This is a genomic window from Pseudomonas sp. LBUM1644, assembly GCF_059716195.1.
The window spans coordinates 5,040,584-5,066,639 of the sequence record NZ_CP166812.1 but is presented as its reverse complement, the minus strand read 5'-3'; the positions used below and the strand labels follow the sequence as shown (position 1 = coordinate 5,066,639).

Sequence of the window (26,056 nt, the reverse complement as noted above, 5' to 3'; positions counted from 1 at the left end):
GCAGCTCCTACAGAGAGCGATTATGTGTAAGCCAGCTGGAGAACGTCATGAGCAATATCGCAATCATCGGTGCCACCGGTCGTGCCGGTAGTCAATTGTTGGAAGAAGCCCTGCGTCGCGGTCACAGTGTCACGGCCATCGCCCGTGATACGTCGAAGATCGGCCAGCGTGCCGGGGTGGTCAGCAAGAATGTCGACGCACTCGACGCCGAGTCGTTGCAAGCGGCGGTCAAGGGGCATGATGTTGTGATCAGCGCTGCGCACTTCTCGACCCTTCCTGCCGTCGCTATCATCGCGCCGGTGAAAAGGGCCGGGGTCAAACGGTTGCTGGTGGTGGGGGGCGCCGGGTCGCTGTTGCTGCCGGACGGAACTCGCCTAATCGACAGCAAGGGCTTTCCCGAGGTTTACAAAGCCGAGGCGGGTGCCGGGGCTTTGTTTCTTGAAAACCTTCGCCAGGAACAGGATCTGGACTGGACCTTCCTGTCGCCGTCGGCGGAGTTCGTCGAAGGCGAGCGTACGGGCAGGTTTCGGATCGGACAGGATGATTTGCTGGTGAGCAGTGCGGGGCGAAGCTGGATGACCTTTGCCGACTATGCGATTGCGATGATGGATGAAGTGGAAGTGCCGAAGCATTCCCGACAACGGTTCACCGTCGGGTATTGATTCCCCGCAACACCGCAAACCTGTAGCAGCTGGCGAAGCCTGCGTTCGGCTGCGTAGCAGTCGTAAAATCATGCAATGCGGTTTGCCTGACACACCGCATCTACTGAATTTACGACTGCTGCGCAGCCGAACGCAGGCTTCGCCAGCTGCTACAGGGTTTCAGCGGGACTGGGCCTGTTCTACCAACCATCCCATCAATTCACGCAATTTCGGCGAAGGTCCGGGTTTTTCAGGGAAAACAAGGTAATACGCCAAGCCGGTCTTCACCTTCAATTCAAACGGCATCACCAGTCGCCCGGCGCTCAAATCATCGCCAATCAACGACCAATCCCCAATCGCCACCCCGGTCCCCTGGGACGCCATCGACATGGCCAGGTCCAGCGTTTCGAAATGCTGGCCCTTGCCGACATTGCTCAAGCGAACATCCGCCGTCGCCAGCCAGGCTTTCCAGTCCCGTTCATCCCGGGTCGGGTGCAGCAGCATGTGCTGTTCCAGGTCCTCCGGCGTCAGCAGCGGCACCGGGCCTTCGAGCAGCGGTTTGGAGCACACCGGTGTCAGTTGTTCATCAAACAGCCGTTGGGACACCAATGAACTGTCCGGCGGCGGGCCGTACATCACCGCCGCATCGAATTGTTCGCGATGAAAATCCACGCCGTGCTTGACCGTGGTAGTCAGCTCCACCGGCACATCCGGGCGCTCCCGTTGCCACTGCAACAGCCGTGGCAACAGCCAACGCATGACGCAGGTCGGTGCCTTGAGTTGCAGGGTTTCGCGCCTCTCGCCGACTTGTTCGACCGCCTCGTCGATCAACTCGAAAATCTGCTGGACCCGCGGTAGCCATTCCCGTCCTTCGGCGGTCAAGTCCAGGCCCCGGGCCTGGCGAATGAACAGCTCATAACCCAGGTGCTCCTCCAGCCCGGCGATCTGCCGACTCACCGCGCCTTGGGTGATGAACAGCTGTTCGGCTGCGCGGGTGAAGTTGCAGCACTGCGCGGTGATCAGAAAAGTGTGCAGGGCCGGGAGGGGAGGCAGTCGTTTCATTGGGATCCAAGGTATGACGTGAGGACATGGCTAGTATGACTTTTTATCCATTGTTGCGGCTACGTGTCGCCCGTTCCAATGAGGCCATCCCTGGACCTGCGAATTCATCATAAACACTGCGCAGGTTCGGCGTCTCAAACGAACAAGAAGGGCAATGACATGGCGACGTGCGGCGAAGTATTGGTCAAGTTACTCGAAGATTACGGGGTTGAGCAGGTGTTCGGCATTCCCGGGGTCCACACCGTGGAGCTGTATCGCGGGCTGGCCCGTTCGAGCATCAACCACGTCACTCCGCGGCACGAACAGGGCGCCGGTTTCATGGCCGACGGCTACGCTCGCACCAGCGGCAAGCCGGGCGTGTGCTTCATCATCACCGGCCCGGGCATGACCAACATCACCACGGCGATGGGCCAGGCGTACGCGGATTCGATCCCGATGCTGGTGATCTCCAGCGTACAGTCCCGCAGCCAATTGGGCGGCGGTCGCGGCAAGCTCCACGAGTTGCCGAACCAGAGCGCATTGGTCGGCGGCGTGGCAGCGTTTTCCCATACCCTGATGTCGGCGTCCGAACTGCCGGGCGTTCTGGCTCGCGCCTTCGCACTGTTCCAGGCCGGTCGCCCGCGCCCGGTGCACATCGAAATTCCGTTGGACGTGCTGGTCGAAGAGGCCGATGACCTGCTCACCAGCCTGCCGGTCAACATCGACCGCGCCGGTGCCTCGCCGAGCGCCATTTCGCGCATGACCGATTTACTCGCTGGCGCCAAGCGCCCGCTGATTCTCGCCGGTGGCGGCGCCATCGATGCGGCTGCCGAGCTGACTGAGCTGGCCGAATTGCTCGACGCGCCCGTGGCCCTGACCATCAATGCCAAAGGCATGCTGGAATCCGGCCATCCCTTGCTGATCGGTTCGACCCAAAGCCTGGTCGCCACACGCGCCCTGGTGGCCGAGGCCGACGTGGTGCTGGCGATCGGCACCGAACTGGCCGAGACCGACTACGACGTCACCTTCGCTGGCGGCTTCGAGATTCCTGGCAAGCTACTGCGTGTGGACATCGATCCAGACCAGACCGTGCGCAACTACCCGCCGCACGTGGCGCTGGTGGCTGATTCGCGCAACGCCGCCCAGGCCTTGCTGAGCGCGCTGTCGCACAAGCCGTTGGCCGAACGCCGCAACGATTGGGGTCAGGTCCGCGCCGCACGTCTGCGTGAAGAGTTGGCAGCCACGTGGGATGCCCCGACGCTGGCCCAGACCCGCTTCCTGGAAACCGTCCTGCACGTATTGCCGGAGGCAGTATTCGTCGGCGACTCGACCCAACCGGTGTACACCGGCAACCTGACGTTCAACCCGGAACGCCCGCGTCGCTGGTTCAACTCGTCGACCGGTTACGGCACCCTCGGCTACGCCTTGCCGGCGGCGATTGGCGCCTGGCTCGGCGGCAGCATTGAAAACGGTGCGCGTCCTCCGGTGGTGTGTTTGATCGGCGATGGCGGGTTGCAATTTACCCTGCCGGAACTGGCCAGTGCCGTTGAAGCGCGCACCCCGGTGATCGTCCTGTTGTGGAATAACCAGGGCTACGAAGAGATCAAGAAATACATGGTCAACCGCGCCATCGAGCCGGTCGGCGTGGACATCTATACCCCGGACTTTATCGGTGTCGCCAAGGCCTTGGGCTGTGCGGCGGAAGCGGTCAACGGTGTCGATCAGCTGCGTACGGCCTTGCGTGTTGCCGCCGATCGCCAGGGCCCGACCCTGATTGAAATCGATCAGACCGTGTGGATGAAGGCGGTGTCGAAATGACTTTCCCAACCACGTTGGACGGCCTGTTCATCGATGGCCAATGGTCGGCCGGCGACGAACATTTGCGCGTGATCAACCCGGCGACCGAGGCCCTGTTGACCACCGTAAACGGCGGCGATGCGCACGCTGTTGATCGAGCGGTCAATGCGGCAACCGCAGCGTTCAAGGATTGGTCAAAGACCACCGGCGCCGAGCGTGGCGCGATCCTGCGCAAAATCGCCGCGGGTGTGCAGGCCGGTCGCGAACAATTGATGCACTTGCAGTCGAGCAACAACGGCAAGCCGCTGTTCGAAGCGGCCATCGACGTCGATGACGTGATTGCCACCTTCGAGTACTACGCCGGTCTCGCCGAAGGCCTCGACGCCAAACAGGACAGCAACGTCGAGCTGCCGACCGACGACTTCAGCGCCCGCGTGCGCCGTGAGCCGTGCGGTGTGGTCGGCCTGATCGTGCCGTGGAATTTCCCGATGGTGACCACCGCCTGGAAACTTGCCCCGGCCCTGGCCGCGGGTTGCTGCGTGGTGCTCAAACCTTCGGAAGTCACGCCACTGCCGGAGCTGGAATTGGCGGCGATCATCGCCGAGGCCGGTCTGCCCAACGGCGTGTTCAACCTGGTCTGCGGCACCGGCCTGGCCGTCGGCGCGCCGATGTCGGCCGACCCGCGTATTGCCAAGATTTCCTTCACCGGCAGCAACGCGGTTGGCGTGCAGGTGATGCAACGCGCGGCAGAAACCGTGAAGGGCGTGAGCCTGGAACTGGGCGGCAAATCCTCGCTGCTGGTGCTCGAGGATGCAGACCTCGAACTGGCCGTGGAAGTGGCCTGTGGCGGTGGTTTCTTCAACGCCGGGCAGATGTGCTCCGCCACCAGCCGCGTGCTGGTTGCCGATGAACTGGCCGATGAATTCCTCTTGCGCCTGAAGGCACGCGCCGAAGCCATTCGCGTGGCGGACCCGTTCGACCCGAACGTGGAAATGGGCGCGCTGGTCAATCAGGCGCAATACCAGCGTGTGTTGGGCCACATCGATCGCGGCTTAAGCGCTGGCGCCAAGCTGATTTGTGGCGGCAATCGCCCCGCAGACCTGCCGCGCGGATATTTTTTGCAGCCGACGATTTTCACCGAAGTGCCCTCAGACAGTGCGTTGTGGTGTGAAGAGATTTTCGGCCCGGTGATTTGCGTACGCAGTTTTGCCTCCGAAGCTGAGGCGATTGCCCTGGCCAACGACAGCCAGTTTGGCCTGGTCGCCAGCGTCGTCACGCGCAATGCCGAAGCGGCTGATCGAGTCGCCAACGCGTTGCAGGCAGGGCTGGTGTGGATCAACGCGCCGCAAGTGATCTTCCCGCAGACCGCGTGGGGTGGCTACAAGCAGAGCAGCATCGGCCGCGAGTTGGGGCCGTGGGGCTTGCAAGCCTTTCAGGAAATCAAACACGTGATTCGCGCCGTCTGAAGGCACGAAAAAGGTCAACGCATGCCTCCCGATGAGGCATGCGCTGGCGTCATGGCTTCAATGAGTTTTTATCGATAGTCAGGTGTTTTACACAACCTCAGGATGAACTCGCTGGCTCAGCCAAGCCCCCGAAAATACGGGGGCTAACGCTGGTCCGGTCGCGCGGATGCAACAGTTTTCGACCTGCCTTATACCTACAAAAACAAAGGGAGTCCGTAATGGGCGAGCATGATCTGAACAGACGTCAATTTATCAAGACCGTGGGCGTAGCCTCGGTTGCCGCGGCGGCCATGAGCATGCCGTTCATCAAGGCCAGTGCCAGCGACACGCGTTTCCAGGGCAAGACCTTGAAGTTGCTGACCTGGTCCGATGACACCGGCCTGGCAGCACTGCGCAACATTGCCGCGACCTTCGAAGACAAGTACGGCTGCAAGGTTGTCGCTGACCGCACCGGCAGTACCTCGGAAATGGTCGCCAAACTCAAGGCCGGCGGTGATCGTCCGCAGTACGACATCATCACCCTGGCCGGCGTCGGCGCCGAAGGCCTGGCCGCCGCCAACCTGCTGGAAAAACCCGACCTCAACCGCATCCCCAACCTGGTCGACGTGCCGGAGAAATACCGCACCGGCGCCATTGGCCACGGTATCGGTTACCTGCTCTGGTGCAACAGCCTGGTCTACAGCACTCGCACCCAAAAAGAAGCCCCGACCAGCTACGCCGCGCTGTGGGATGCCGAGTTGGCGCCGAACATCTTCCTGCCGCCGCCGAACTGGACCGAGGCCATGGACCTGATCATCATCGCCGCCAAACTGGCGGGTGGTGACGAGCACAACATCGAGCCTGGCTTCAAGAAACTCGCCGAGCTGAAAGACCGCGTGGTGACCCTGGGTGAAAACCCGAACCAGATCGCCGAGCTGTTCCGCACCGGTTCCCTGGACATGGGCGGCCTGTACGCACCGGCCTTCTTCCCGAAACAGATTCGCGATCCGGCCTACGGCCTGGGCGCTACGTTCGGCATGAAGGAAGGTTTCTACACCGACCTGATGCTCTCGGTCATGCCGAAGAATCGTCCGGGCGACACCGACCTGGCGTACGCCTTCATCAACCACTCCCTGGACCCGCTGGTGCAAGGCAAGATGGCTGAAGACATCTACAACGGCCCGGTCAACGCCAAGGCGATCATCTCCGCCGAAGCGCGCAAGAGCCCGTACATCCTCACGCCGGAGCAGATTGCCGAGAAGGCGATCATGCACGACAACGCCTTCCTGGCGACCGTGCATGACCAATGGATTCGTCGCTACACGGAAATCTTCTCTTCCTGATCTGCGTCCCCCTGTAGGAGCTGCCGCAGGCTGCGATCTTTTGATCTTGATCTTTTTGAAGATCAAAAGATCGCAGCCTGCGGCAGCTCCTACAGGGAACGTGTACTCGGGTTTTCCTGCGTACCTGATCTTCCATTGACGAGACCCTTGCTATGGAACACCAACCTCTGACTCATCCGGTAAGCGCGGCTCCAGTGCGCGCCAATCGGGGTGTTTCGCCGACGACCCGCGCCTGGCTTTTCCTCTCGCCGTCGATGCTGTTTCTCGGCGTACTGATTGCCGCCAGCCTGCTGGTACTGCGCATGAGCGTCGGCACCAAAGGCGCGGAATGGTCCGGGTTCAGCCTGGCCAGTTACGCCCAGTTGCTGGAACCGTATTACCTCAAATCCTTGCTGCTGACCCTGCGCCTGGCCTTGATCAGCGCAGTGATCGCCGTGGTGCTGGCGATCCCGGTGGCCTACACCATGTCGCGTCTGACCTCACCGTTCATACGCCGGATTTTCCTCGCCGCGGTGCTGTTGCCATTGCTGGTCAACCTGCTGCTGCAAAGCTATGGCTGGCTGGTGATTCTGGGCCCGGGCGGGATGCTCAACCAGGCGCTGATGGGCCTGGGCCTGATCAAACGACCGATCATGCTGCTGTACAACCAGAACGGCGTCTTGATGGGCCTGGTGCAAACCGCGTTCCCGTTGGCCGTGCTGCCGATTGCCAGCGCCATGCGCGGTGTCGCCCGTACCTACGAAGAAGCCGCCGCCACCCTGGGCGCCAGTCGCTTGCAGGTGTTCCGCCAAGTGGTTCTGCCAATGAGTTTTCCGGGGATCATCACCGGTGCGACGCTGGTGTTCGCCTACAACGCGAGCAGCTTCGTGGTGCCTTTGCTGCTCGGCGGCCGTCGTGTGCCGATGCTGGCGGTGATGGTCCATGACCAGATCGCCCCGCTGATGAACTGGCCTGCCGCGTCCGCTGCCGGTGTGGTGCTGATTGTCACCACGCTCGCGATCATGACCTTGTCCGAATACATCACTGGCCGTCGTCGGCGCATGCTGGAGGCTTCCCAATGAGCACCCTGACCAAGAAACGTTATGGGTTGTTGCCCGGCGAGACCGGCAAGTTCGCCGGCATCCTCTCGGGCTTCATCCTGCTGTTGGCGGTGTTGCCGATCCTGACCATGATCGTGATGTCGTTCAGCGGATCGTCGAACCTCGACTTCCCGCCGAGCAGCTACAGCCTGCAATGGTACAAGGCCGCCTGGCACACCTTTGTGTCGCCGGATTCCAGCGATGTGCTGAGCCTCGGCAAAGCCATGACCACCAGCCTGATGGTGGCGTGCCTGACCATGGTTTTCGCGACGATTATCGCGGTGCCGGCGGCGTATGCGCTGACCCGTTGCGAGTTCCGCGGCAAAGCCGTGGCGCTGCAACTGATGTCGCTGCCCCTGGTGTTTCCGATGGTGGTGTTGGGCCTGGCGTTGCTGCTGGTGTTCGACAGCCTGCCATTCCAGATGACCACCTCGCGCTTGGTGATTGCCCACGTGATTCTGGCGCTGCCATTTGTCGTGAAGAACTGCACTGCGGCGATGCTCTCCATCGGCAGTGAAGTCGAAGAGGCCGCGCAAATGCTCGGTGCCTCGCCGACCCGGGCGATTATCGATGTGGTGGTGCCGTTGATGAAATCGGGGATCCTGGCGGGCATGCTGCTGGCGTTCATCGTCTCGTTCAACGAATTCACCGTGACCTATTTTCTCTACACCATCGATGTCATGACCGTGCCGATCTGGATGTACAGCCGCACCGTGTCATCGCTCGACCCCACCGTTTTCTCGTTTGCCGTGCTGATCGTGCTGATCGACTTCGTCCTGATCTGGGCGCTGGAGAAGCTGGTTGGTGAAGGTGGCGTTTCGTTCTGATTTCTTGAGGTGATTCATATGTCTGGTCTGATTCTGGAAAACGTCGAGAAACATTACGGCACGGCCTGCGCGGTAAAGGATGTGAACCTGCATTTGCCGGAAGGCAAACTGGTGTGTTTTCTCGGCCCTTCGGGCTGCGGCAAAACCACCTTGCTGCGGATGATCGCCGGGCTTGAAACCCTGTCTGGCGGCGAGATTCGCCTGGACGGTGAAGACATCGGCCATACGCCGGCGCACCAGCGCAATTTCGGCATGGTGTTTCAATCCCTGGCGCTGTTCCCGCACATGACGGTCGGCGAGAACATCGCCTACCCGTTGAAACTGCGCGGCGTCAGCAAGGCTGACCAGCAGAAGCGTGTGGTGGAATTGCTGGAACTGATCCAGCTGCAGGAAATGATTGATCGCCCGGTGGCGAAACTCTCAGGCGGTCAGCGTCAGCGCGTGGCGATTGCGCGGGCGATTGCCTCGCACCCGAAAATCCTGTTGCTCGACGAACCGCTGTCGGCGCTGGATGCCAAGCTGCGTGAATCGATGCAGGTGGAAATCCGTCAGTTGCAACAGCGCTTGAACATCACCACGATCATGGTGACCCACGACCAGCGTGAAGCCATGACCATGGCCGACATCGTCGTGGTATTGGGTGAGCATCGTGTGCAGCAGGTGGGGACGCCGATTGAAATCTACCGGCACCCGGCCAACGAGTTTGTCGCGGACTTTATCGGTTCGGGCAATATCTTCCCCGCTACCGCGCTGGGTAACGGCAAGGTCGGTTTGCCCGGTGGCGATGCGCTGGAAGTACCGATCTGCAGCAGCATCGTGGTCGGTGAGAAAGTGAAGATGTTGATTCGCCCTGAGGATCTGCAGCTGTCGCACCCACAGGCAACGGCGGGTAACCGGTTGCTCGGCAAAGTTACGTTTGTGCGCGATATCGGCGCAACGATCGAGACGACCGTGGAGTGTTCGGGTGTGTCGTTTACGGCGTTGAGCACGCCGTGTCAGGGTTTCGGGTTGAGCATTGGCAATCCGGTGTCGGTGACATTGCCGGCTGAGGCTTGCCGCGTACTCGGCGCCTGATTCAGCTTCGATGTTGTCCTGGCTGGCCTCTTCGCGAGCAAGCCCGCTCCCCCATTTAATCTTTGGTGTTCACAAATTCGGTGTTCACAGGAGATTCAATGTGGGAGCGGGCTTGCCCGCGAAGAGGCCAGTGGCCGCACCCTAAAAATTCAGATCAGACGTTCAGCCGCAGCCGCGCCAAATCCCGCAACGGCGGCGCCCCGAACAACCGGCTGTACTCCCGGCTGAACTGCGAAGGGCTTTCATACCCCACGCGATACCCCGCCGCCGACGCTTCCAGCCCCTCCGCCAGCATCAACCGCCGCGCCTCCTGCAACCGCAACTGCTTCTGATACTGCAACGGACTCATCGCCGTCATCGCCTTGAACCGGTGGTGCAGCGTCGACACGCTCAGGTTCACTTCCTTCGCCAGATCATCGATACGCAGCGGCTGCTCATAGTTGCCGTTCAGCCATTTGATCGCCTGGCTGATGCGATGGCTCTGGCTATTGGCGATGGCAATTTCATACAGCCGATGACCCTGCTGGCTGCGCAGCAACCGATATAGAATCTCCCGGCGAATCAGCGGCGCGAGCATCGCGATGTCTTTCGGTGTATCCAGCAGTCGGGCCAGGCGCAGCACGGCGTCGAGCATCGCGCTGTCGATCCGCTCGACGTACAAGCCGCGCCCCGTAGGCCGGGTCGGTACGCCCAAAGGCCCGGCGTCGGCAATCAGCGCGGTGATTTCTGCCGGATCAATGTCCAGCCGCACCGCCAGGATCGGTTCTTCAGACGTGACATTCACCACCCGTCCGCTCAGCGGCATCGAGACCGACACCACCAGGTAATTCAGCGGATCGTAATTGAAGTATTCATCGGCCAGCCGCACCTCTTTGCGCCCTTGCGCCATGATGCATAGCGCCGGTTGTGCCAGCACCGGGGCAAAGTCATGCGATTGACCGTGTCGCGACATGAACAGCGAGCCGACGGCAGTCGCATAATTGCCATCCTCTTGCGTGTTGCGGCGGATGATGGCGGCCAGTTCCGCGCGCTGTTTCTCCATCTCGGCATCCAGCGGGGCTTGGAAATGATCGAGCGACGACATGCAGGGCATCCTCGGCGAAGCAGTGGTAATGAGCGCAGCTTAAGTTTGTGCAAGACGAAGCGGTAGACACATCCTGCCTCAAGCTTGCCTGATACTGCACGGGGTTGAACGGTTGCACGTCTATGGCAGACCCCTGCCGGGGAAACTTGCTTGAAAGTCGTGTTTGCCTCCTGTGCCAGGATTCACACGTTGTTACAGGTGCGGAATGCAGCCGCGCAGGATTGTGCAATGAGCCGGCAGGAATCGACTAACCGTGCTTCTCCCGGCGCGCTTAACCTTTGATCCTGTCGCAGCCCGTCCCCCGGCTGCCACTCGACTACCTGGGAGGGTTGAACATGTCTACGCAGATCCCCGTCAGTCATATGGCCTTTGTCCGCGCCCGCGTCGGGCGTTCGGCCGAACTCGGTGTGCGCCTCAGTGCCCTGATCGAACCATCGCGCAGCGCACCGGGTTGCCTGAGCTTTGCCTTGCAACACTCGCAATGCGATCCCGAGTTGTGGCTGGTGTCCGGCTTCTGGACTCATCAACAGGCCATGACGGCCTACTTCAATACCCCGGCGATGGAAATTTTTGCCGAGCTGGTGCAGGAACTGGTGGTCAATAGCCTGGATTTTCACACCTTCAAGGACGTGTCTGCCGCCCAGGCGCTCGGTCAGTCCCAGTCGTGGGTACACAAAATGGCGGGTTGAGGGTTTAATGGCCCCACTCTCAATCAGCCAGGATCCGCGACATGGCACGCAAAGCCTTTGATCATTTCGAAGCTGTTTCCGCTGTAGTACCGGGCGAGGGCGGTTACCACGCCGCAATCGCTGTCAAAGCGCTGGGTGGTTCAGGCGCACCGCGTTTTCACAAAGTCCTCGAAGACCAGATCTTCAAAACGGCAAACGAGGCTGACCTGGCCGCCGCCAAAGAGCTGACCCGCCTCAAGGACGTCAAAGAAGACACCGACCTGCTGTGGTGAATTACCTTTTCGCCCCCGGGCGATACATCTTGAATAACGCCTCAGGCCCCAGCTGGAAATAATCCGCTGGCCCGCCGCCGCGCAGAATCGGTTCTGCCGCGGCGGTGTCGTATACGCCATCCTTCAACAGCCACTTGGCGATATGCACGGCGACCACTTCGCCGAGAATCAGCCAGCTCGGCACGACTTCTCCATCCGCCCGTTGCAACTGAATGATCTGCGTGACCTTGCACTCGAAGGACACCGGGCATTCGGCAACCCGTGGCACCTGGATGATTTTCGACGCGACCGCTGTCAGCCCCGACAGCTCGAACTCATTGACCTGCGGCCCGACCATGGCGCAGCTCTGGTTCATCTGCTCGGCCAGTGGCCGGGTCGCCAGGTTCCAGGCAAATTCGCCCGTCTGTTCGATGTTATTCAGGCTGTCTTTGCGCCCGACGCTGGAAAAACCAATGATCGGCGGAATGTAGTTGAAGGCGTTGAAGAAGCTGTAGGGCGCCAGGTTCAGGCGACCCTCGGCATCCTGCGAAGAAATCCAGCCGATGGGGCGCGGGCCGACGATGGCGTTGAACGGGTCGTGGGGCAGGCCGTGGCCATTCGCTGGTTCGTAGAAGTGGATGTCGTCGGGCATGGAAGGGTGTCCTGGGGCGTTGTTCGGGTGGCGTTCTGTAGGAGCGAGCTCGCTCGCGAAAAACGTTTGGGCAACGCGTTTCTTCAGGCGGCCCACGTTATCGTTGTCGTTCATCGCGAGCAAGCTCGCTCCTACAGGGGGCTGTGTCGATTCAACGAAAAAGGGGCAGACCCGCTAAGGTCTGCCCCTGTTTTTGTCGCGTTGGTGGACTCAGTCAGTCTCGATCCGCGAATGCTTGCGCGTGTCTTTCATGGTCACGTACACCAGCAGCGACATCGCGATACACGCCGTCACATACCAGTAGTAACCGGTTTCCATGCCGATGCTCTTGAACCACAGCGCGATGTATTCAGCCGTACCGCCGAAGATCGACACGGTGAGCGCGTACGGCAGGCCGACGCCTAGCGCACGAATTTCGGTCGGGAACAGTTCGGCTTTGACCACGGCGTTGATCGAGGTGTAGCCGCTGACGATGATCAGCGCCGCCATGATCAGGAAGAACGCGCCCCACCAGCTCTGGACGGTGTGCAGGGTGGTCAGGATCGGCACGGTGAACAGCGTGCCGAGGATGCCGAAGGCAATCAGGATCGGCCGGCGACCGACCTTGTCCGACAGCCCGCCCACCAGCGGTTGCAAACACATGAACAGGAACAGCGTGGCCGCCGAAATGGTGGTGGAGTCGGAGATGCTCATGCCGACGGTGTTCACCAGGTATTTCTGCATGTACGTGGTGTAGGTGTAGAACGCCAGGGTGCCGCCCATGGTCAGGCCGACGACGGTCATCAGTTCCTTCGGATGGCGCATCAAGGTGCGCATCGCGCTTTCCTTGGCCTTCTCTTTCTTGGTGAACGACTCGGTTTCTTCCATGCCGCGACGCAGGTACAGCGCGACCACGGCACACAGCGCGCCGATGGCGAACGGGATGCGCCAGCCCCAATCGTACAGTTGCTCGGTGGTCAGGGTCTGTTGCAGCACGATCAGCACCGCCAGCGCGATGAGCTGGCCGGAGATCAGGGTCACGTACTGGAAGCTGGAGTAGAAGCCGCGACGTTCCTTGGTCGCCATCTCGCTGAGGTAAGTGGCGGAGGTGCCGTATTCGCCACCGACCGACAAGCCTTGCAGCAGGCGAGCGAACACCAGCAGGATCGGCGCGCCGATGCCGATGGTTTCATAACCCGGGCTCAGGGCGATCAGCAGCGAGCCGAAGCACATCAGATACACCGAAGCCATCAAGGCGCGTTTACGACCGGCCTTGTCGGCGTAGAGCCCCATCAGCCAGCCACCGATCGGGCGCATCAGGAACCCCACGGCGAAGATCGCGGCGGTGTTCAGCAGTTGTGCGGTGGTGTCGCCTTTGGGGAAAAAGGCTTTGGCGAAGTACAGGGAGAAGGCCGCGTAGACATACCAGTCGTACCACTCGACCATGTTGCCGACGGAGCCGCTGAAGATCGATTTGATCCGGCTGGAAGTGGTTCTTTCTTTGGCGGGCACGGCAGCCGACCCAAGGGGCAAGGCATTGGAGTTATCCATTGAAGGATCCTTCGTTTAATTGTTTTTGTGGAGCGCGTTGAAACGCAGCCTGTGGGGGCTATAGCAGGAGGTGTGCCAAGGGGAGGAGGGGCGGTTTAGAGGGGTTTTGGAGCTTCGGTGAGCGGAAATCCGCTTGTCTTTGATGGGGTGTGAGCAGAAATCCGCCTATAGGATCAAAAGATCGCAGCCTTCGGCAGCTCCTAAATGAATTCGCGTGGCCCTTGTAGGAGCTGCCGAAGGCTGCGATCTTTTGATCTTCACCGTCAATTACACAAACATCTCCCGGGTCAATCCATGCCGCTGCATCTTTTCATTGAAGGTCCGACGCGGCAGTTGCAGTTCTTCAAGCACTGCTTTCACATCACCTTTATGCCGGCTCAACGCCGCGCGCAGGCAGTGCGCTTCAAACGCTTCCTGCTGCGCCGCCAGCGACTGTCCAGGATCGACGCCCGCAGGCACAGGCTCACCGAGTCCCAATACCTGACGCTCGGCGACGTTCGCCAGTTCGCGTACATTGCCTGGCCAGTCGTGGCTCAGCAGATGGCTCAACTGCGGGCCGGTCAACGGTGGAAACGTTCGGCCCAACCGTTCGGCGGCATGCTGGGCGAATGACTCGAACAGCAACGGAATGTCTTCGCGCCGCTCGCGTAACGGCGGCAGCCGCAACTCGGCCACATTCAAGCGGTAGGCCAGGTCTTCGCGAAAACGCCCGGCCCGGGCCTCGTCCAGCAAGTCCGGTTTGGTCGCGGCGATGATCCGCAAGTCCACGCGAATGCTCTGGTTCGACCCCAATCGCTCCAGCTTCTGCTCCTGCAACACCCGCAGTAACTTCACCTGCTGGGCCAGAGGCATGCTTTCGATTTCATCGAGAAACAGCGTGCCGCCATCGGCGTATTCAAGCTTACCGATGCGCTTGCCCTGAGCGCCGGTGAAGGCGCCGCTTTCGTGGCCGAACAACTCGGCTTCGAACAACTGCTCGGGAATCGCCGCGCAATTCAGCGCCACAAACGGCTTGTTGGCGCGTGGGCCAAAGTCATGCAGGCAACGGGCAACCAACTCTTTACCGCTGCCGGTTTCACCGCGGATCAGCACGTTCACCGGCAGCCCCGCCAACTCCAGCACCTGTCGGCGTAAGGTCTGCAAGCCACGGGACACTCCCAGCAGCGTCGCATCGAGCTTGGTCCGATTGTCCGCCTGTTCGTGCAAGGCACGGTTTTCCAGCACCAGCCGGCGCTTGTCCAGCGCGCGGCGCAGGCTGCCGAGCAGGGTTTCCGGGCTGAACGGTTTTTCGAGGAAGTCGTAGGCACCGTCACGCATCGCATCGACGGCCATCGGCACATCGCCGTGCCCGGTCAGCAAGATCACCGGCAGGTCGGCATCGCGGCGCTGAACCTCGGCCAGCAACTCCAGACCGGTCATGCCGGGCATGCGCACATCGCTGAGAATCACCCCGGGGAAATGCCTGGGCAACTGCGCCAGGCACTCATCAGCGCGGCTGAACAGCTGCACCTCGAAACCTGACAGGCTCAGCCATTGTTCGACGGCGCTGCGGATGCTGCTTTCATCGTCGACCACCATCACTGAATTCAGCATGCGCCCGTCACCTCCCGATCAATCGGCAGCGTCATGGTGAACGCTGCGCCGTTGCCCTGATTGTCCGCGCTCAGGCGGCCGCCCGACTCGTGAACGATGGCGAACGATACCGCCAAGCCAATGCCCAGGCCATCGCCCACCGCTTTGGTGGTGAAAAACGGATCGAACACCTTCGCCAGGTTTTCTTCGGCGATGCCGCCACCGTTGTCGGCAACGGTCAGGCGCCAGAGTTGCTCGTCGGCTTCGAGACGGATTTCCAGGCGCTTGCACGGTTTATCCTGCATCGCGTCCAGCGCATTGCGCAGCAGATTGATCAGCACCTGTTCCAGACGAATCGCATCGCCACGCACCCAGGCCGGGCGTGTCAGGTGCAGCACCGTGCTGACCTGTTCATCGCGCAGCCGTGTATCGAGCAGTTGCAACGATTGGTCGACCACGGCGCCAAGATCGAGGCGTTCGCGCAAGCCGCTGGGGCTTTTGCGGGCGAAGGTTTTCAGGTGGCCGGTAAGGGCAGCCATGCGTGTCAGCATGTCATCCACCGGTTTGAGCGCCTTGTAAGCGTCGTCGACGCGGCCGTGATCGAGCAGCAGCCTCAGCGTGGCGAGCTGCATACGCTGGGCAGTCAACGGTTGGTTGATTTCGTGGGCCAGCGCCGCAGACATCTGGCCGAGGGCAGCGAGCTTGGCCGATTGCACCAGACCGTCCTGAGCGGTGCGCAAATCGCGGGTGCGTTCTTCCACCAATTGCTCGAGCTCTTCGCGACTGCGTTGGCGCATTTTCGCCAGACGCCAGCGCTGGTTGAGAAACAGCAACAGGAACACCAGTGTCAGCCACACCCCGGCAGCGGCAAGCGCGGCGTTGCGGCTGTCTTCGAAGGCGACTTGCGGTCGGCGCAGCAAATGCAAAGTCCAGCCTTCGGCGGACAGCGGCAGGGATTCCCACAGGTAATCCTTCTGGCCGTTTGGGCCATCGACTCGCGCTAGATCACTGTTGTCGTCGAAACGGCGCAGCGATTGATAAGCCAGCGGGGTCAGCGGTTGCTTGTCGTATTGGCGGGTGGCCTTGAGTTCGACGTGATCGCTCTCGCTCAACGGTTTCAACAGGCGATAACGCCAGCCCGGCTGATTGGCGATGAAAATGATGCCGCGTGCGTCGCTGACCAGCAGCGTGTCGCTGCCCTGGCGCCATTCGCGTTCCAGTTCGGGAAACTCGAGTTTGACCACCATCGCGCCGAGAAACTGCCCACCGTCATCGGTCACGGCGCTGGACAGGAAATAACCGGGAATCCCGCTGGTCACCCCCACCGCATAAAAGCGCCCGGTGCCCTGGGTGCGGGTCTGGCTGAAGTAGGGGCGAAAGCCATAGTTGTGGCCGACGTAACTGCTGGGCAAGCGCCAGTTGCTCGCCGCCACGGCACGGCCGGTGCGATCGAGCAGTTCCAGGGTCGAGGACTCGGCCGCGCCGTTGATCTTTTCCAGTTTGCGGTTCAGCACGTCCTGCTGGTCGGGGGTTACCGGACCGTTGAGTGCCGAACGCAACTCCGGGTCCAGCGCCAGCACGGCGGGCAGGGCGCGGTATCGTTCGATCAGGGTGTGCAGGGACGTGGCGTACAAGCCCAGTTGCTGATTGGCGCGGGCGGCGTCTTCCACCAGGGCCTGACGCTCGGCGTGACGCATGGCCAGGGTAGCGGCGATGGCTGCACCGGCGAGGATTACAACGGTGTACAGCGCCAGGCGCAGGGGACGGGAAAACTCAGACATGCCGGGCATTACACAATGTTTACAGGGGGCCGCACCATAACACGGGGCCTGGTAGGAGCTGCCGCAGGCTGCGATCTTTTGATCTTGATTTTTTTGATACCGCCGAAGATCAAGATCAAAAGATCGCAGCCTGCGGCAGCTCCTACAGGACAACCATAAAAAAGGCGACAGGAGCGTGACCCCTGTCGCCTTTGCTTAGCCGGTCGAAGCGCTTATTGCACTTCTACCGCCAGGCTTTCACTGATCTTTTTCTGCCAGATGGCAGGACCGGTGATGTGTACCGATTCACCCTTGCTATCCACCGCAACGGTCACCGGCATATCTTTAACGTCGAACTCGTAGATCGCTTCCATGCCCAGCTCGGCGAACGCCACCACGCGGGATTTCTTGATGGCTTGCGCCACCAGGTACGCCGCGCCGCCGACTGCCATCAGGTAAACGGCCTTGTGGTCCTTGATCGCTTCGATCGCGGTCGGGCCGCGCTCGGATTTGCCGATCATGCCCAGCAAGCCGGTTTGCTCGAGGATCTGACGGGTGAACTTGTCCATCCGCGTCGCGGTGGTCGGACCGGCAGGGCCAACCACTTCTTCGCGCACCGGATCGACCGGGCCAACGTAGTAGATGAAGCGACCCTTCAGGTCCACCGGCAAGGTTTCGCCCTTGTTCAGCATCTCGACCATGCGCTTGTGCGCCGCGTCGCGACCGGTGAGCATTTTGCCGTTGAGCAGGACGGTTTCGCCCGGCTTCCAGCTCTGCACGTCTTCCGGGGTCAGCGTGTCGAGGTTGACGCGACGGGCCGAAGGGCCAGCTTCCCAGACGATCTCCGGGTAGGCGTCCAGCGGTGGTGCTTCCAGCGAAGCCGGGCCGGAACCGTCGAGCACGAAGTGCGCGTGACGGGTGGCGGCACAGTTCGGGATCATGCACACCGGCAACGAAGCGGCGTGGGTCGGGTAATCCATGATCTTCACGTCGAGCACGGTGGTCAGGCCACCCAGGCCCTGGGCGCCGATGCCCAGTTGGTTGACCTTCTCGAACAGCTCCAGGCGCATCTCTTCGATACGGTTGGACGGGCCGCGCTTTTTCAGCTCGTGAATGTCGATGGACTCCATCAACACTTCCTTGGCCATGACGGCGGCTTTCTCGGCGGTACCGCCGATGCCGATGCCGAGCATGCCCGGTGGGCACCAGCCGGCGCCCATGGTCGGAACGGTCTTCAGCACCCAGTCGACGATCGAGTCGGACGGGTTGAGCATGGCCATTTTCGACTTGTTCTCGGAACCGCCGCCCTTGGCCGCCACGTCCACTTCCACAGTGTTGCCCGGAACGATGGAGTAGTGGATAACGGCCGGGGTATTGTCCTTGGTGTTTTTACGAGCGCCCGCCGGGTCGGCGAGGATCGAGGCACGCAGGACGTTTTCCGGCAGGTTGTAAGCCTGGCGCACGCCCTGGTTGATCATGTCGTCCAGGCTCATGGTGGCGCCATCCCAACGCACGTCCATGCCCACACGGACGAACACGGTCACGATGCCGGTGTCCTGGCAGATCGGGCGGTGACCGGTGGCGCACATCCGCGAGTTGATCAGGATTTGCGCCATCGAATCGCGGGCTGCCGGCGATTCTTCACGCAGGTAGGCCTCGTGCATCGCCTGGATGAAATCAACGGGGTGGTAATAGGAAATGAACTGCAGGGCGTCGGCAACGCTCTGAATCAGGTCGTCTTGCTTGATCACGGTCATGAGTCGCGCTCCTCTAAAAGACGGGAACATTCAATAAGGTGCTTGCAGCTTGGGTGCATCGGTCGGTTGCAAGCACCTTTCAAGGCACGCCGGGGCTGCTGGCGCGACGCTAAAAAGGCGCGGCAGTATACCGCGGCTCGCTGACGGGTACACGCGCCGGCAGTCAATCGTTGGTCGCATACCGCCCACAATCCCTGTAGCAGCTGGCGAAGCCTGCGTTCGGCTGCGCAGCAGTCGTGTAAATGCGCACCGAGATATGTCAGGTAAAACGCGGCGTCTGTGGTACGACTGCTACGCAGGCTTCGCCAGCTGCTACAAGGGGTGGTGTTTTAGGGCGAGCAGGGTCATGGTTTTGACGCCAGTTTTTCGCTCTAAAATTGAATGGTCATTTATCAGACACGCCACTAAAGTGGCATCCGGCCTGTAGAGTAGGACACTCAAACAGCCTCCCTTCGCACGGTGAGTCAACGATTGACCCATAACGCCATCCAACGTCTTCTGCTCAAACGCTTTGCCCTCGCAGCCGGCACTTACGCCCTGGCTTTGATTCTGCTGTGGCTGGCGTTTTTCACCGGTCACTTTGATGAGTCTTTAGCCAGCGTGGCCACCGGCAGTGCGCTGATAGTGATCAGCCAGGCGGCGCTTTTTGCGGTGTTTTATTCAGGTTGCAACCTGCGGTTCAGCGACCCTAGCCTGACCGAAGCGCAAGTGCTGCTGGGGCTGTGTTGGCAAACCTGGCTGATCGCCCATCTGGATGTGGCGCGCGGCGCGTTTCTGGTTTTCTACGTACTGATTCTGATGTTCGGCCTGTTCCATCTATCCCGACGAGCCTTGATTCGTTGTGCGCTATTGGTGTTCTTCAGCTTCTGCGCGATCAATCTCTGGGAGGGCTACCACTTCGAGTTGGCCGATCCGGCGCTGGCCGTCTTGCAGGTGTGCGTGCTGTTTATTGTGCTGGTCTGGCTGGTGTTTTACGCCCGTTACGTCCAGGCCTCGAGGCAACGCATGCGTCAGCGGCGCTTCGCTTTGCAGGCCCACCAGGACACATTGCGCGGAATGATGCGCCAGCTTGAAGACCTGGTGGCCACCGACGAATTGACCGGCCTGTTCAATCGCCGGCATTTCCTGCGCCTGGCTTCCCGCGAGCTGAACGCCATGGAAGCCGGGGTGGTGCATGGCCTGGCACTGATCGACCTCGACCATTTCAAACGGATCAACGATGTGCACGGCCACGCCGCCGGCGATCAGGTGCTGCAAGCCTTTGCCGGCGTCGCCACCGCCTGCCTGCGCGAGGGTGATGTGCTGGCCCGTTACGGTGGCGAAGAGTTTGTGGTGTTGTTACCCGATTGCAACGCCGAGCGTTTGACTTCGTGTTGCGAACGGCTGCGCATCGCATTCACCGATGTCGAGTTGATCGGCCTTAAAGTGGGCAATCTCAGCCTTTGCGCCGGCATGACCCTGCTGGAGCTCGGTGATGATCTGGACGACGCGTTGCAACGCGCCGATCAGGCGCTCTATCGCGCCAAGCGCGACGGCCGCAATCGTTGCGCGGCGGCATGGGAGAACGTCGATGCCTGAGCTACGGGTCGGCGATCGCCATTGGTCGGTGGCGGCCGGCAGCAATTTGCTCGATGCCTTGAATCAGAACGGCGTGTCGGTGCCTTACAGCTGTCGCGCTGGCAGTTGCCATGCGTGCCTGGTGCAGTGTGTGCAAGGACTGCCCAGCGACAGCCGACCCGATGCCTTGAGCGCCGAGCAACGTCAGCAAGGCTGGCGCCTGGCGTGCCAGTGCCAGGTGACTGAAGACTTGCAGGTCCACACCTTTGACCCGGAGCAGGACGGGAGTCCCGCCGAGGTCATCGCCGTCGATTGGTTGAGTGCCAGCGTGTTGCGCTTGCGCCTGGTCACTCAGCGTCCATTACGCTACAACGCCGGGCAGCATCTGGTGTTGTGGACGGGGCACGTGGCACGCCCGTATTCCCTTGCGAGCCTGCCGGAAGATGACCGATTCCTGGAGTTCCATCTTGATTGTCGCCAATCGGGGGCATTCAGCGACGCCGCCCGCCAATTCAAGATCGGTGATTCGATCCGCCTCGGTGAGTTGCGCGGCGGCGCATTGCACTACGACGCCGACTGGCACAACCGACCGCTGTGGCTGATGGCCGCCGGCACGGGGCTGGGGCCATTGTTCGGTGTCTTGCGCGAAGCATTGCGTCAGGATCATCAGGGCGCTATCCGCGTCATTCACCTGGCCCATGACGGCAACGAGCATTATCTGGCCAAACCCCTGCAAGCCATGGCCGCCAGCCGCCCGAACCTCATTATCGAGCTCTGGACCCCGGCCGAGCTGCCAGCAGCTTTGGCGCAACTGCGGCTTGTTTCCCGGCAAACCCTGGCCTTACTCTGCGGTGCCCCCGACAGTGTCGACGCCTTTGCCCGGCGGCTTTACCTGGCGGGACTGCCGCGCAATCAACTGCTGGCCGATGTCTTCCTGCCCCGTGGTTGAGCGCTGATTTTCAGACGCGAGACTGACCATGATCGATGCCATCCAGATTGAACGCGAACGCGGCTTGCTGACCCTGCGGCTGAACCGCCCGGACAAGAAAAACGCCCTGACTCGCGCCATGTACAGTCACTTGGCGCAAGCGCTGAAGCAGGCCGACAGCGATCCCGAAATCAACGCTGTGCTGATCACCGGCAGCAGCGAATGTTTTACGGCTGGCAATGACATCGCCGACTTCCTGCAGCAACCCCCGAGCAATCTCGATAGCCCGGTTTTTCATTTCATGCTCAATTTGCTCGAATGCCGCAAGCCGGTGATCGCAGCCGTGGCCGGTGCGGCGGTGGGGATTGGCACGACGATGCTGCTGCATTGTGATCTGGTGTACATCAGCCGGGATTCGCGGTTGCGCATGCCGTTCGTCAATCTTGGGTTGTGCCCTGAGTTCGGTTCCAGCTTGATCCTGCCGAATTTGCTCGGGCACGCGAAAGCCGCCGAATTGTTGTTGCTCGGCGAAGGCTTCAGTGGCGAGCAGGCGGCTGCATGGGGCATTGCCACTGAAGCGCTCGGCAGCGGCGAAGCCGCATTGGCCAAGGCGCGGGAGATGGCGATGCGTTTCGAAGCCTTGCCACCTGAGGCGGTGCGCATCAGCAAGCAGTTGATGAAAGCCCCGGGTCGGGAGCAGTTGCGCAAGGTCATCGAAGAAGAGGGCGCGTTGTTCACCCAGCGACTGCGCTCGCCGGAAGCGATTGCGGCGTTGTCGGGGTTTATCCGCCGGCGGTGAATGTGTGGTGCGCCCGAAAAGATCGCAGCCTTCGGCAGCTCCTACATGGACCGCAATCCCCTGTAGGAGCTGCCGAAGGCTGCGATCTTTTGATCTTCAAAACGCAAAAAGCCCCGCCATTCACATGGCGGGGCTTTTGTTTTTCAGTGGTCGATCACTCAGACCATCGGGTCGCCAACGTGCAGGATTTTCATGCCGTTGGTGCCGCCGATGGTGTGGTAGCTATCACCTTTGGTCAGGATGACCCAGTCGCCTTTCTCCACAACACCGCGCTTGAGCAACTCGTCGATTGCGGCCTGGCTGACTTGCTCAGGCGGCAACGATGCCGGGTCGAACGGTACGGTGTAGACGCCACGGAACATCGCCGCGCGGGCCTGGGTTTCACGGTGCGGGGAGAACGCATAGATCGGCACCGAGGAACGGATGCGCGACATGATCAACGGCGTGTAGCCGCTTTCGGTCAGGGCGATGATCGCCTTCACGCCCGGGAAGTGGTTGGCGGTGTACATGGCCGCCAGGGCGATGCTCTGGTCGCAGCTTTCGAAGACCTTGCCGATGCGGTGGCTGGAGGTCTTGCTGGTCGGATGCTTTTCAGCGCCGACACAGATGCGTGCCATGGCTTGCACCGCTTCCAGCGGGTACAGGCCGGCAGCACTTTCCGCCGAGAGCATCACGGCGTCGGTGTAGTCGAGCACGGCGTTGGCCACGTCGGACACTTCGGCGCGGGTCGGCATCGGGTTCTGGATCATCGACTCCATCATCTGGGTCGCGACGATGACTGCCTTGTTGTGGCGGCGTGCGTGCAGAATGATTTTCTTCTGAATGCCCACCAGCTCGGCGTCGCCGATTTCCACGCCCAAGTCACCACGGGCCACCATGACGGCGTCGGATGCATTGATCAGCGCGTCGAGGGTGTCGTCGTCAGCCACGGCTTCGGCGCGTTCGATCTTCGCCACCAGCCAGGCAGTACCGCCGGCTTCGTCGCGCAGTTGACGGGCGTATTCCATGTCGGCGGCGTCACGCGGGAAGGACACCGCGAGGTAGTCGACTTCCATTTCGGCGGCGAGCTTGATGTCGGCCTTGTCTTTTTCAGTCAGGGCCGGAGCAGTCAGGCCGCCACCGCGACGGTTGATGCCTTTATGGTCCGACAGCGGACCGCCGATCAGTACGGTGCAATTCAGTTCGGTGGCGGTGGCGGTATCAACGCGCATGACCACTCGGCCGTCGTCGAGCAGCAGCTCGTCGCCCACGCCACAGTCCTTGACCAGGTCCGGGTAGTCGATGCCGACTACTTGCTGGTTGCCTTCGGTCAACGGATGGCTGGTGGAGAAGGTGAACGTGTCACCGATCTTCAGCTCGATCTTCTTGTTGGCGAATTTGGCAATACGGATTTTCGGGCCTTGCAGGTCACCCAGCAGGGCGACGAAGCGGCCGTGCTTGGCAGCGAGCTCACGCACCAGCTTCGCGCGAGCCTTGTGCTCGTCGGGAGTGCCGTGGGAGAAGTTCAGTCGGGCGACGTCCAGGCCAGCCAGAATCAACTGTTCGAGAACTTCCGGCGAGTTACTGGCCGGGCCAAGGGTAGCGACGATTTTGGTACGACGGACGGACATGCAAAGACTCCTGAGTTCAAGCGCTGAGTGAGGCTACTATGCTCTCTGGTTGTAGTCATTGTTCATGTGCACTACTTATTCGCTTGTTTCTTTAAAACGAACATTCCTGAAGATTTTCACAAACGGGTCGATAAAGAGCTCAAGACAGGAGAACCCCCATGCGATTTGCGCTCATTGCCGTCCTTGCCCTCAGTGTTGTGGGCTGCACCCGTTGGTCGATGAACCATCATTTGAATAACGCCTACAGTGCCTATGACCGTGGCAATTGCGAGCAAGTGATGCTCGAACTGTCCAAGGTCGATCGCGCCAGCCGCGAGCGGCGTTACGTGCAACCTGAAGTGTCGATGATGCGCGGCCAGTGCCTGGAGCGTCAGAAGTTGTTTATCGATGCGGCCCAGACCTATCAGTACATCATCGCGTCCTATCCGCAAAGCGAGTACGCCTACCGCGCCCGCGCGCGGCTGGAAACCTTGCAGAGCCTGGGTCATTACCCGACCCGCTCTGCCGCAGTCGTGCGCCCGACGCAGTTCTGATTGCACGTATCATTTAAAGGCTGGCCGACCGGTGGTGGTGAGCTATAGTCGAATAAACCGGTGTTGGAGTCGTGTCTCTAAACCGAGGTAACACCTGTGATCGGCGGATGTAAGCGGCAGCGGTTTCATCGACTGTCGCACCGGGATCAGGGAGAGCGCGTCTGCCACGCAGATCCGTTCCGAAGCATTAGTGCGGTCCTGCTTAAGGGCCTTGCATAGCGAATTCAGTATGTTCACTGACCGCCGGATCGAGCGGCATCAACTGCCGTATTTTCTGAAAGTGTTTAACAGCGTCACCGACAAACCCATCGGCTTCCTGGGCAACGTGTCCGAAGACGGGCTGATGCTGATCAGCCATCTGCCGATGATGATCGGCGCGGACTTCGATCTGCGCCTGAAAATCCCATCCATCGATGGCCTCCTGCAGGTCATTGATGTGCGGGCGTGTTGTTTGTGGTGCCATGAAGACGCGACACCTCATCACTATGACGCAGGGTTCAGCCTGCAACGGGCGCCTGCGGAATATGGGCAGTTGGTCAGTGCGTTGCGGACGTACTTCAGTTTTCAGCCGATGCCTGCGTCTGCCTAAAATCAAAAGATCGCAGCCTGCGGCAGCTCCTACATGAACGGTTTCACCGCCAATATCGCGGATAAATCGATCCTGTAGGAGCTGCCGCAGGCTGCGATCTTTTGATCTTAACTGCCACCCCCACGTTTCCAGTTCAAGTAATGCGTCACCAACGTAGTCCCCAACTCGCTCGGCCGCGCATCCAGTACAGGAACACCATGGGCGCTCAAACGTTCATGGAGTTCTGCGCGTGCATTCAAATACTCGACAGTCCCGCAATAGTTCAGCGCTTCGGCCAAGGTTTGAACCGGCGATTGTCGGGTAGCGTCGAGCGTTTCCTCGCGCAGGCTCGCCACGAGTACGCGATGCTGTCTGCTTAGCCGCTGGACCGCGCTCAACAGTTCGTCATCGTCTTCGTCGCGCAAGTTGGTGACCAGCACCACCAGTCCTCGACGTTTCTGGCGGGCCAGTAGCTGGCTGGCTGCCGCCTGATAATCTGCCGGTCCCTGGGTGGTGTCCAGATCGTAAACCGTGTTGAGTAGCACGTTGAGCTGGCCGCTGCCTTTGACCGGGGCCAGGTAACGTGGCTGCTCGCTGGCAAATGTGCTCAACCCCACCGCATCACCCTGGCGCAACGCGACATAACTCAGCAGCAGGCAGGCATTGAGCGCGTGATCGAAATGCGCGAGTTCACTGTCCTGGCTGCGCATGCGGCGACCGCAATCGAGCATGAAAATGATCTGTTGGTCACGCTCGTCCTGATACTCCCGGGCGATCGGCGTGCGCTGGCGGGCAGTGGCTTTCCAGTCGATCTGGCGCAGGCTGTCGCCTTCGCGAAATTCGCGAAGCTGATGAAACTCCAGGCCCAGGCCGCGCCGTTGATGTTGGCGCACGCCGAGTTGGCTCAGCCAGTTGTCCACCGCCAAAAGCTGTCCGCCATAAAGGCGGGCGAAGTCGGGGTAGACGCGGGTGATGTCGGTCACGTTCACCATGCGTTTGCCGGACCACAGTCCCAACGGACTCGGCAGGCTGATTTCGCAATGTTCGAAGCTGAAGTGCCCGCGTTTGAGCGGGCGCAGGCGGTAGCCGATCTGACAGCGCTGGCCGGGCTGCAATTCGACCGACAGCGGGAGGTTTTCGAAGCTCAGGCCTGCGGGCACATGGTCGAAGATCTCTATGTTCAGTGGTTGAGCAAAATCGTGCGCGACCTCCAGCCGCACTTCACCCCAACGGCCCAACGAGAGGCTGCCAGGCATCTGCCGCTGCACGTGGGGGGAGGGCAGGCGTTTGAGGCGGATGGCGTCAAGTATCGCCAAGGCCAGTAGTGCCAGCAGCAGTCCCCAGTTGATCCGTAGCAGGTTCTCGGGCACGGCAAAATCCAACGCCCGCAATGCGCCCAGCACGATGCCGATGGCCAGCAGCACGGTCAGCCAGATGAGCAGCAGGCGTGAGGGTTTCATGGTGTGACACCGGGGAGCCAGATCAAAAGATCGCAGCCTTCGGCAGCTCCTACAGGGGG

23 protein-coding genes are annotated in these 26,056 nt (G+C 60.9%); 14 read left to right on the top strand and 9 right to left on the bottom strand.

The window, feature by feature from the left end; translation table 11 throughout:
- Positions 1 to 47: 47 nt before the first annotated feature.
- Positions 48 to 662 carry an NAD(P)-dependent oxidoreductase gene (locus ACA052_RS23200; protein WP_497646963.1) on the top strand — a complete coding sequence of 205 codons (615 nt, stop codon included), beginning with the start codon at positions 48 to 50 and terminating at the stop codon, positions 660 to 662.
- 159 nt (positions 663 to 821) lie between these two features.
- Here the strand turns inward: ACA052_RS23200 and ACA052_RS23195 are convergent, their stop codons facing one another.
- On the bottom strand, positions 822 to 1,703 hold the full coding sequence (locus ACA052_RS23195; RefSeq protein WP_497646962.1) for a LysR substrate-binding domain-containing protein: 882 nt from the start codon (positions 1,701 to 1,703) through the stop codon (positions 822 to 824).
- 159 nt (positions 1,704 to 1,862) lie between these two features.
- Between ACA052_RS23195 and ACA052_RS23190 the strand changes: the two genes are divergently transcribed.
- The 6 genes from ACA052_RS23190 to ACA052_RS23165 all read left to right on the top strand — a co-directional run bounded on the left by ACA052_RS23190 (position 1,863) and on the right by ACA052_RS23165 (position 9,247).
- Positions 1,863 to 3,500 (top strand): 5-guanidino-2-oxopentanoate decarboxylase, encoded by a 1,638-nt coding sequence (locus tag ACA052_RS23190; protein WP_497646961.1) that lies wholly within the window; start codon positions 1,863 to 1,865, stop codon positions 3,498 to 3,500.
- Positions 3,497 to 4,945, top strand: a complete 1,449-nt coding sequence (locus ACA052_RS23185; RefSeq protein ID WP_497646960.1) for an aldehyde dehydrogenase family protein — start codon at positions 3,497 to 3,499, stop codon at positions 4,943 to 4,945. The genes ACA052_RS23190 and ACA052_RS23185 overlap by 4 nt, the downstream gene beginning before the upstream one ends.
- A 218-nt stretch (positions 4,946 to 5,163) precedes the next feature.
- Positions 5,164 to 6,267: an extracellular solute-binding protein gene (locus ACA052_RS23180; RefSeq protein ID WP_497646959.1), complete on the top strand. Its 1,104-nt coding sequence runs from the start codon at positions 5,164 to 5,166 to the stop codon at positions 6,265 to 6,267.
- Between the two features lie 152 nt (positions 6,268 to 6,419).
- The gene (locus tag ACA052_RS23175) at positions 6,420 to 7,328 is read left to right on the top strand and encodes an ABC transporter permease (RefSeq protein ID WP_497646958.1); all 909 of its coding nucleotides are present in this window, start codon (positions 6,420 to 6,422) and stop codon (positions 7,326 to 7,328) included.
- On the top strand, positions 7,325 to 8,173 hold the full coding sequence (locus tag ACA052_RS23170; RefSeq protein ID WP_497646957.1) for an ABC transporter permease: 849 nt from the start codon (positions 7,325 to 7,327) through the stop codon (positions 8,171 to 8,173). Before ACA052_RS23175 ends, ACA052_RS23170 begins: the two co-directional genes overlap by 4 nt.
- An 18-nt stretch (positions 8,174 to 8,191) precedes the next feature.
- Positions 8,192 to 9,247 (top strand): ABC transporter ATP-binding protein, encoded by a 1,056-nt coding sequence (locus ACA052_RS23165; protein ID WP_497646956.1) that lies wholly within the window; start codon positions 8,192 to 8,194, stop codon positions 9,245 to 9,247.
- 154 nt (positions 9,248 to 9,401) lie between these two features.
- Here the strand turns inward: ACA052_RS23165 and ACA052_RS23160 are convergent, their stop codons facing one another.
- A complete protein-coding gene (locus ACA052_RS23160; RefSeq protein ID WP_497646955.1) occupies positions 9,402 to 10,331 on the bottom strand; it encodes an AraC family transcriptional regulator in 930 nt (309 codons plus the stop codon).
- Positions 10,332 to 10,666: 335 nt separating this feature from the next.
- On the opposite strand from ACA052_RS23160, the gene ACA052_RS23155 reads away from it, so the two are divergent.
- Both ACA052_RS23155 and ACA052_RS23150 read left to right on the top strand, forming a co-directional pair.
- Complete coding sequence (locus tag ACA052_RS23155; protein ID WP_497646954.1) at positions 10,667 to 11,020, top strand: putative quinol monooxygenase; 354 nt, start codon at positions 10,667 to 10,669, stop codon at positions 11,018 to 11,020.
- A gap of 41 nt (positions 11,021 to 11,061) precedes the next feature.
- On the top strand, positions 11,062 to 11,292 hold the full coding sequence (locus tag ACA052_RS23150; protein WP_497646953.1) for a hypothetical protein: 231 nt from the start codon (positions 11,062 to 11,064) through the stop codon (positions 11,290 to 11,292).
- A gap of 1 nt (position 11,293) precedes the next feature.
- Here ACA052_RS23150 and ACA052_RS23145 read toward each other — a convergent pair whose 3' ends face one another.
- The 5 genes from ACA052_RS23145 to ACA052_RS23125 form a co-directional block, all read right to left on the bottom strand.
- Entirely contained in the window at positions 11,294 to 11,923 is a 630-nt protein-coding gene (locus tag ACA052_RS23145; RefSeq protein ID WP_497646952.1) for a flavin reductase family protein, read from the bottom strand.
- Positions 11,924 to 12,133: 210 nt separating this feature from the next.
- A complete protein-coding gene (locus tag ACA052_RS23140; RefSeq protein ID WP_497646951.1) occupies positions 12,134 to 13,453 on the bottom strand; it encodes an MFS transporter in 1,320 nt (439 codons plus the stop codon).
- A gap of 267 nt (positions 13,454 to 13,720) precedes the next feature.
- A complete protein-coding gene (locus ACA052_RS23135) occupies positions 13,721 to 15,046 on the bottom strand; it encodes a sigma-54-dependent transcriptional regulator (protein ID WP_497646950.1) in 1,326 nt (441 codons plus the stop codon).
- Positions 15,040 to 16,806 (bottom strand): sensor histidine kinase, encoded by a 1,767-nt coding sequence (locus ACA052_RS23130; protein ID WP_497646949.1) that lies wholly within the window; start codon positions 16,804 to 16,806, stop codon positions 15,040 to 15,042. The genes ACA052_RS23135 and ACA052_RS23130 overlap by 7 nt, the downstream gene beginning before the upstream one ends.
- Before the next feature lie 212 nt (positions 16,807 to 17,018).
- Positions 17,019 to 18,542, bottom strand: coding sequence for a fumarate hydratase (locus tag ACA052_RS23125; RefSeq protein ID WP_003214142.1), 1,524 nt, complete (start codon positions 18,540 to 18,542; stop codon positions 17,019 to 17,021).
- A gap of 471 nt (positions 18,543 to 19,013) precedes the next feature.
- Between ACA052_RS23125 and ACA052_RS23120 the strand changes: the two genes are divergently transcribed.
- Genes ACA052_RS23120 through ACA052_RS23110 form a run of 3 tightly spaced genes read left to right on the top strand, consistent with a single transcriptional unit; the run spans position 19,014 to position 21,826 of the window.
- Complete coding sequence (locus ACA052_RS23120; protein ID WP_497646948.1) at positions 19,014 to 20,120, top strand: GGDEF domain-containing protein; 1,107 nt, start codon at positions 19,014 to 19,016, stop codon at positions 20,118 to 20,120.
- Positions 20,113 to 21,048 (top strand): iron-sulfur-binding ferredoxin reductase, encoded by a 936-nt coding sequence (locus ACA052_RS23115; protein WP_497646947.1) that lies wholly within the window; start codon positions 20,113 to 20,115, stop codon positions 21,046 to 21,048. The genes ACA052_RS23120 and ACA052_RS23115 overlap by 8 nt, the downstream gene beginning before the upstream one ends.
- A gap of 28 nt (positions 21,049 to 21,076) precedes the next feature.
- The gene (locus ACA052_RS23110) at positions 21,077 to 21,826 is read left to right on the top strand and encodes an enoyl-CoA hydratase-related protein (protein ID WP_497646946.1); all 750 of its coding nucleotides are present in this window, start codon (positions 21,077 to 21,079) and stop codon (positions 21,824 to 21,826) included.
- 158 nt (positions 21,827 to 21,984) lie between these two features.
- Here ACA052_RS23110 and pyk read toward each other — a convergent pair whose 3' ends face one another.
- On the bottom strand, positions 21,985 to 23,436 hold the full coding sequence (gene pyk / locus ACA052_RS23105) for a pyruvate kinase (RefSeq protein ID WP_497646945.1): 1,452 nt from the start codon (positions 23,434 to 23,436) through the stop codon (positions 21,985 to 21,987).
- A gap of 158 nt (positions 23,437 to 23,594) precedes the next feature.
- Between pyk and ACA052_RS23100 the strand changes: the two genes are divergently transcribed.
- A complete protein-coding gene (locus tag ACA052_RS23100) occupies positions 23,595 to 23,969 on the top strand; it encodes a tetratricopeptide repeat protein (protein ID WP_497646944.1) in 375 nt (124 codons plus the stop codon).
- Positions 23,970 to 24,198: 229 nt separating this feature from the next.
- Positions 24,199 to 24,558, top strand: coding sequence for a PilZ domain-containing protein (locus ACA052_RS23095; RefSeq protein WP_497646943.1), 360 nt, complete (start codon positions 24,199 to 24,201; stop codon positions 24,556 to 24,558).
- 107 nt (positions 24,559 to 24,665) lie between these two features.
- Here the strand turns inward: ACA052_RS23095 and ACA052_RS23090 are convergent, their stop codons facing one another.
- Positions 24,666 to 25,997, bottom strand: coding sequence for a DUF58 domain-containing protein (locus ACA052_RS23090; RefSeq protein ID WP_497646942.1), 1,332 nt, complete (start codon positions 25,995 to 25,997; stop codon positions 24,666 to 24,668).
- Between the last annotated feature and the right edge of the window lie 59 nt (positions 25,998 to 26,056).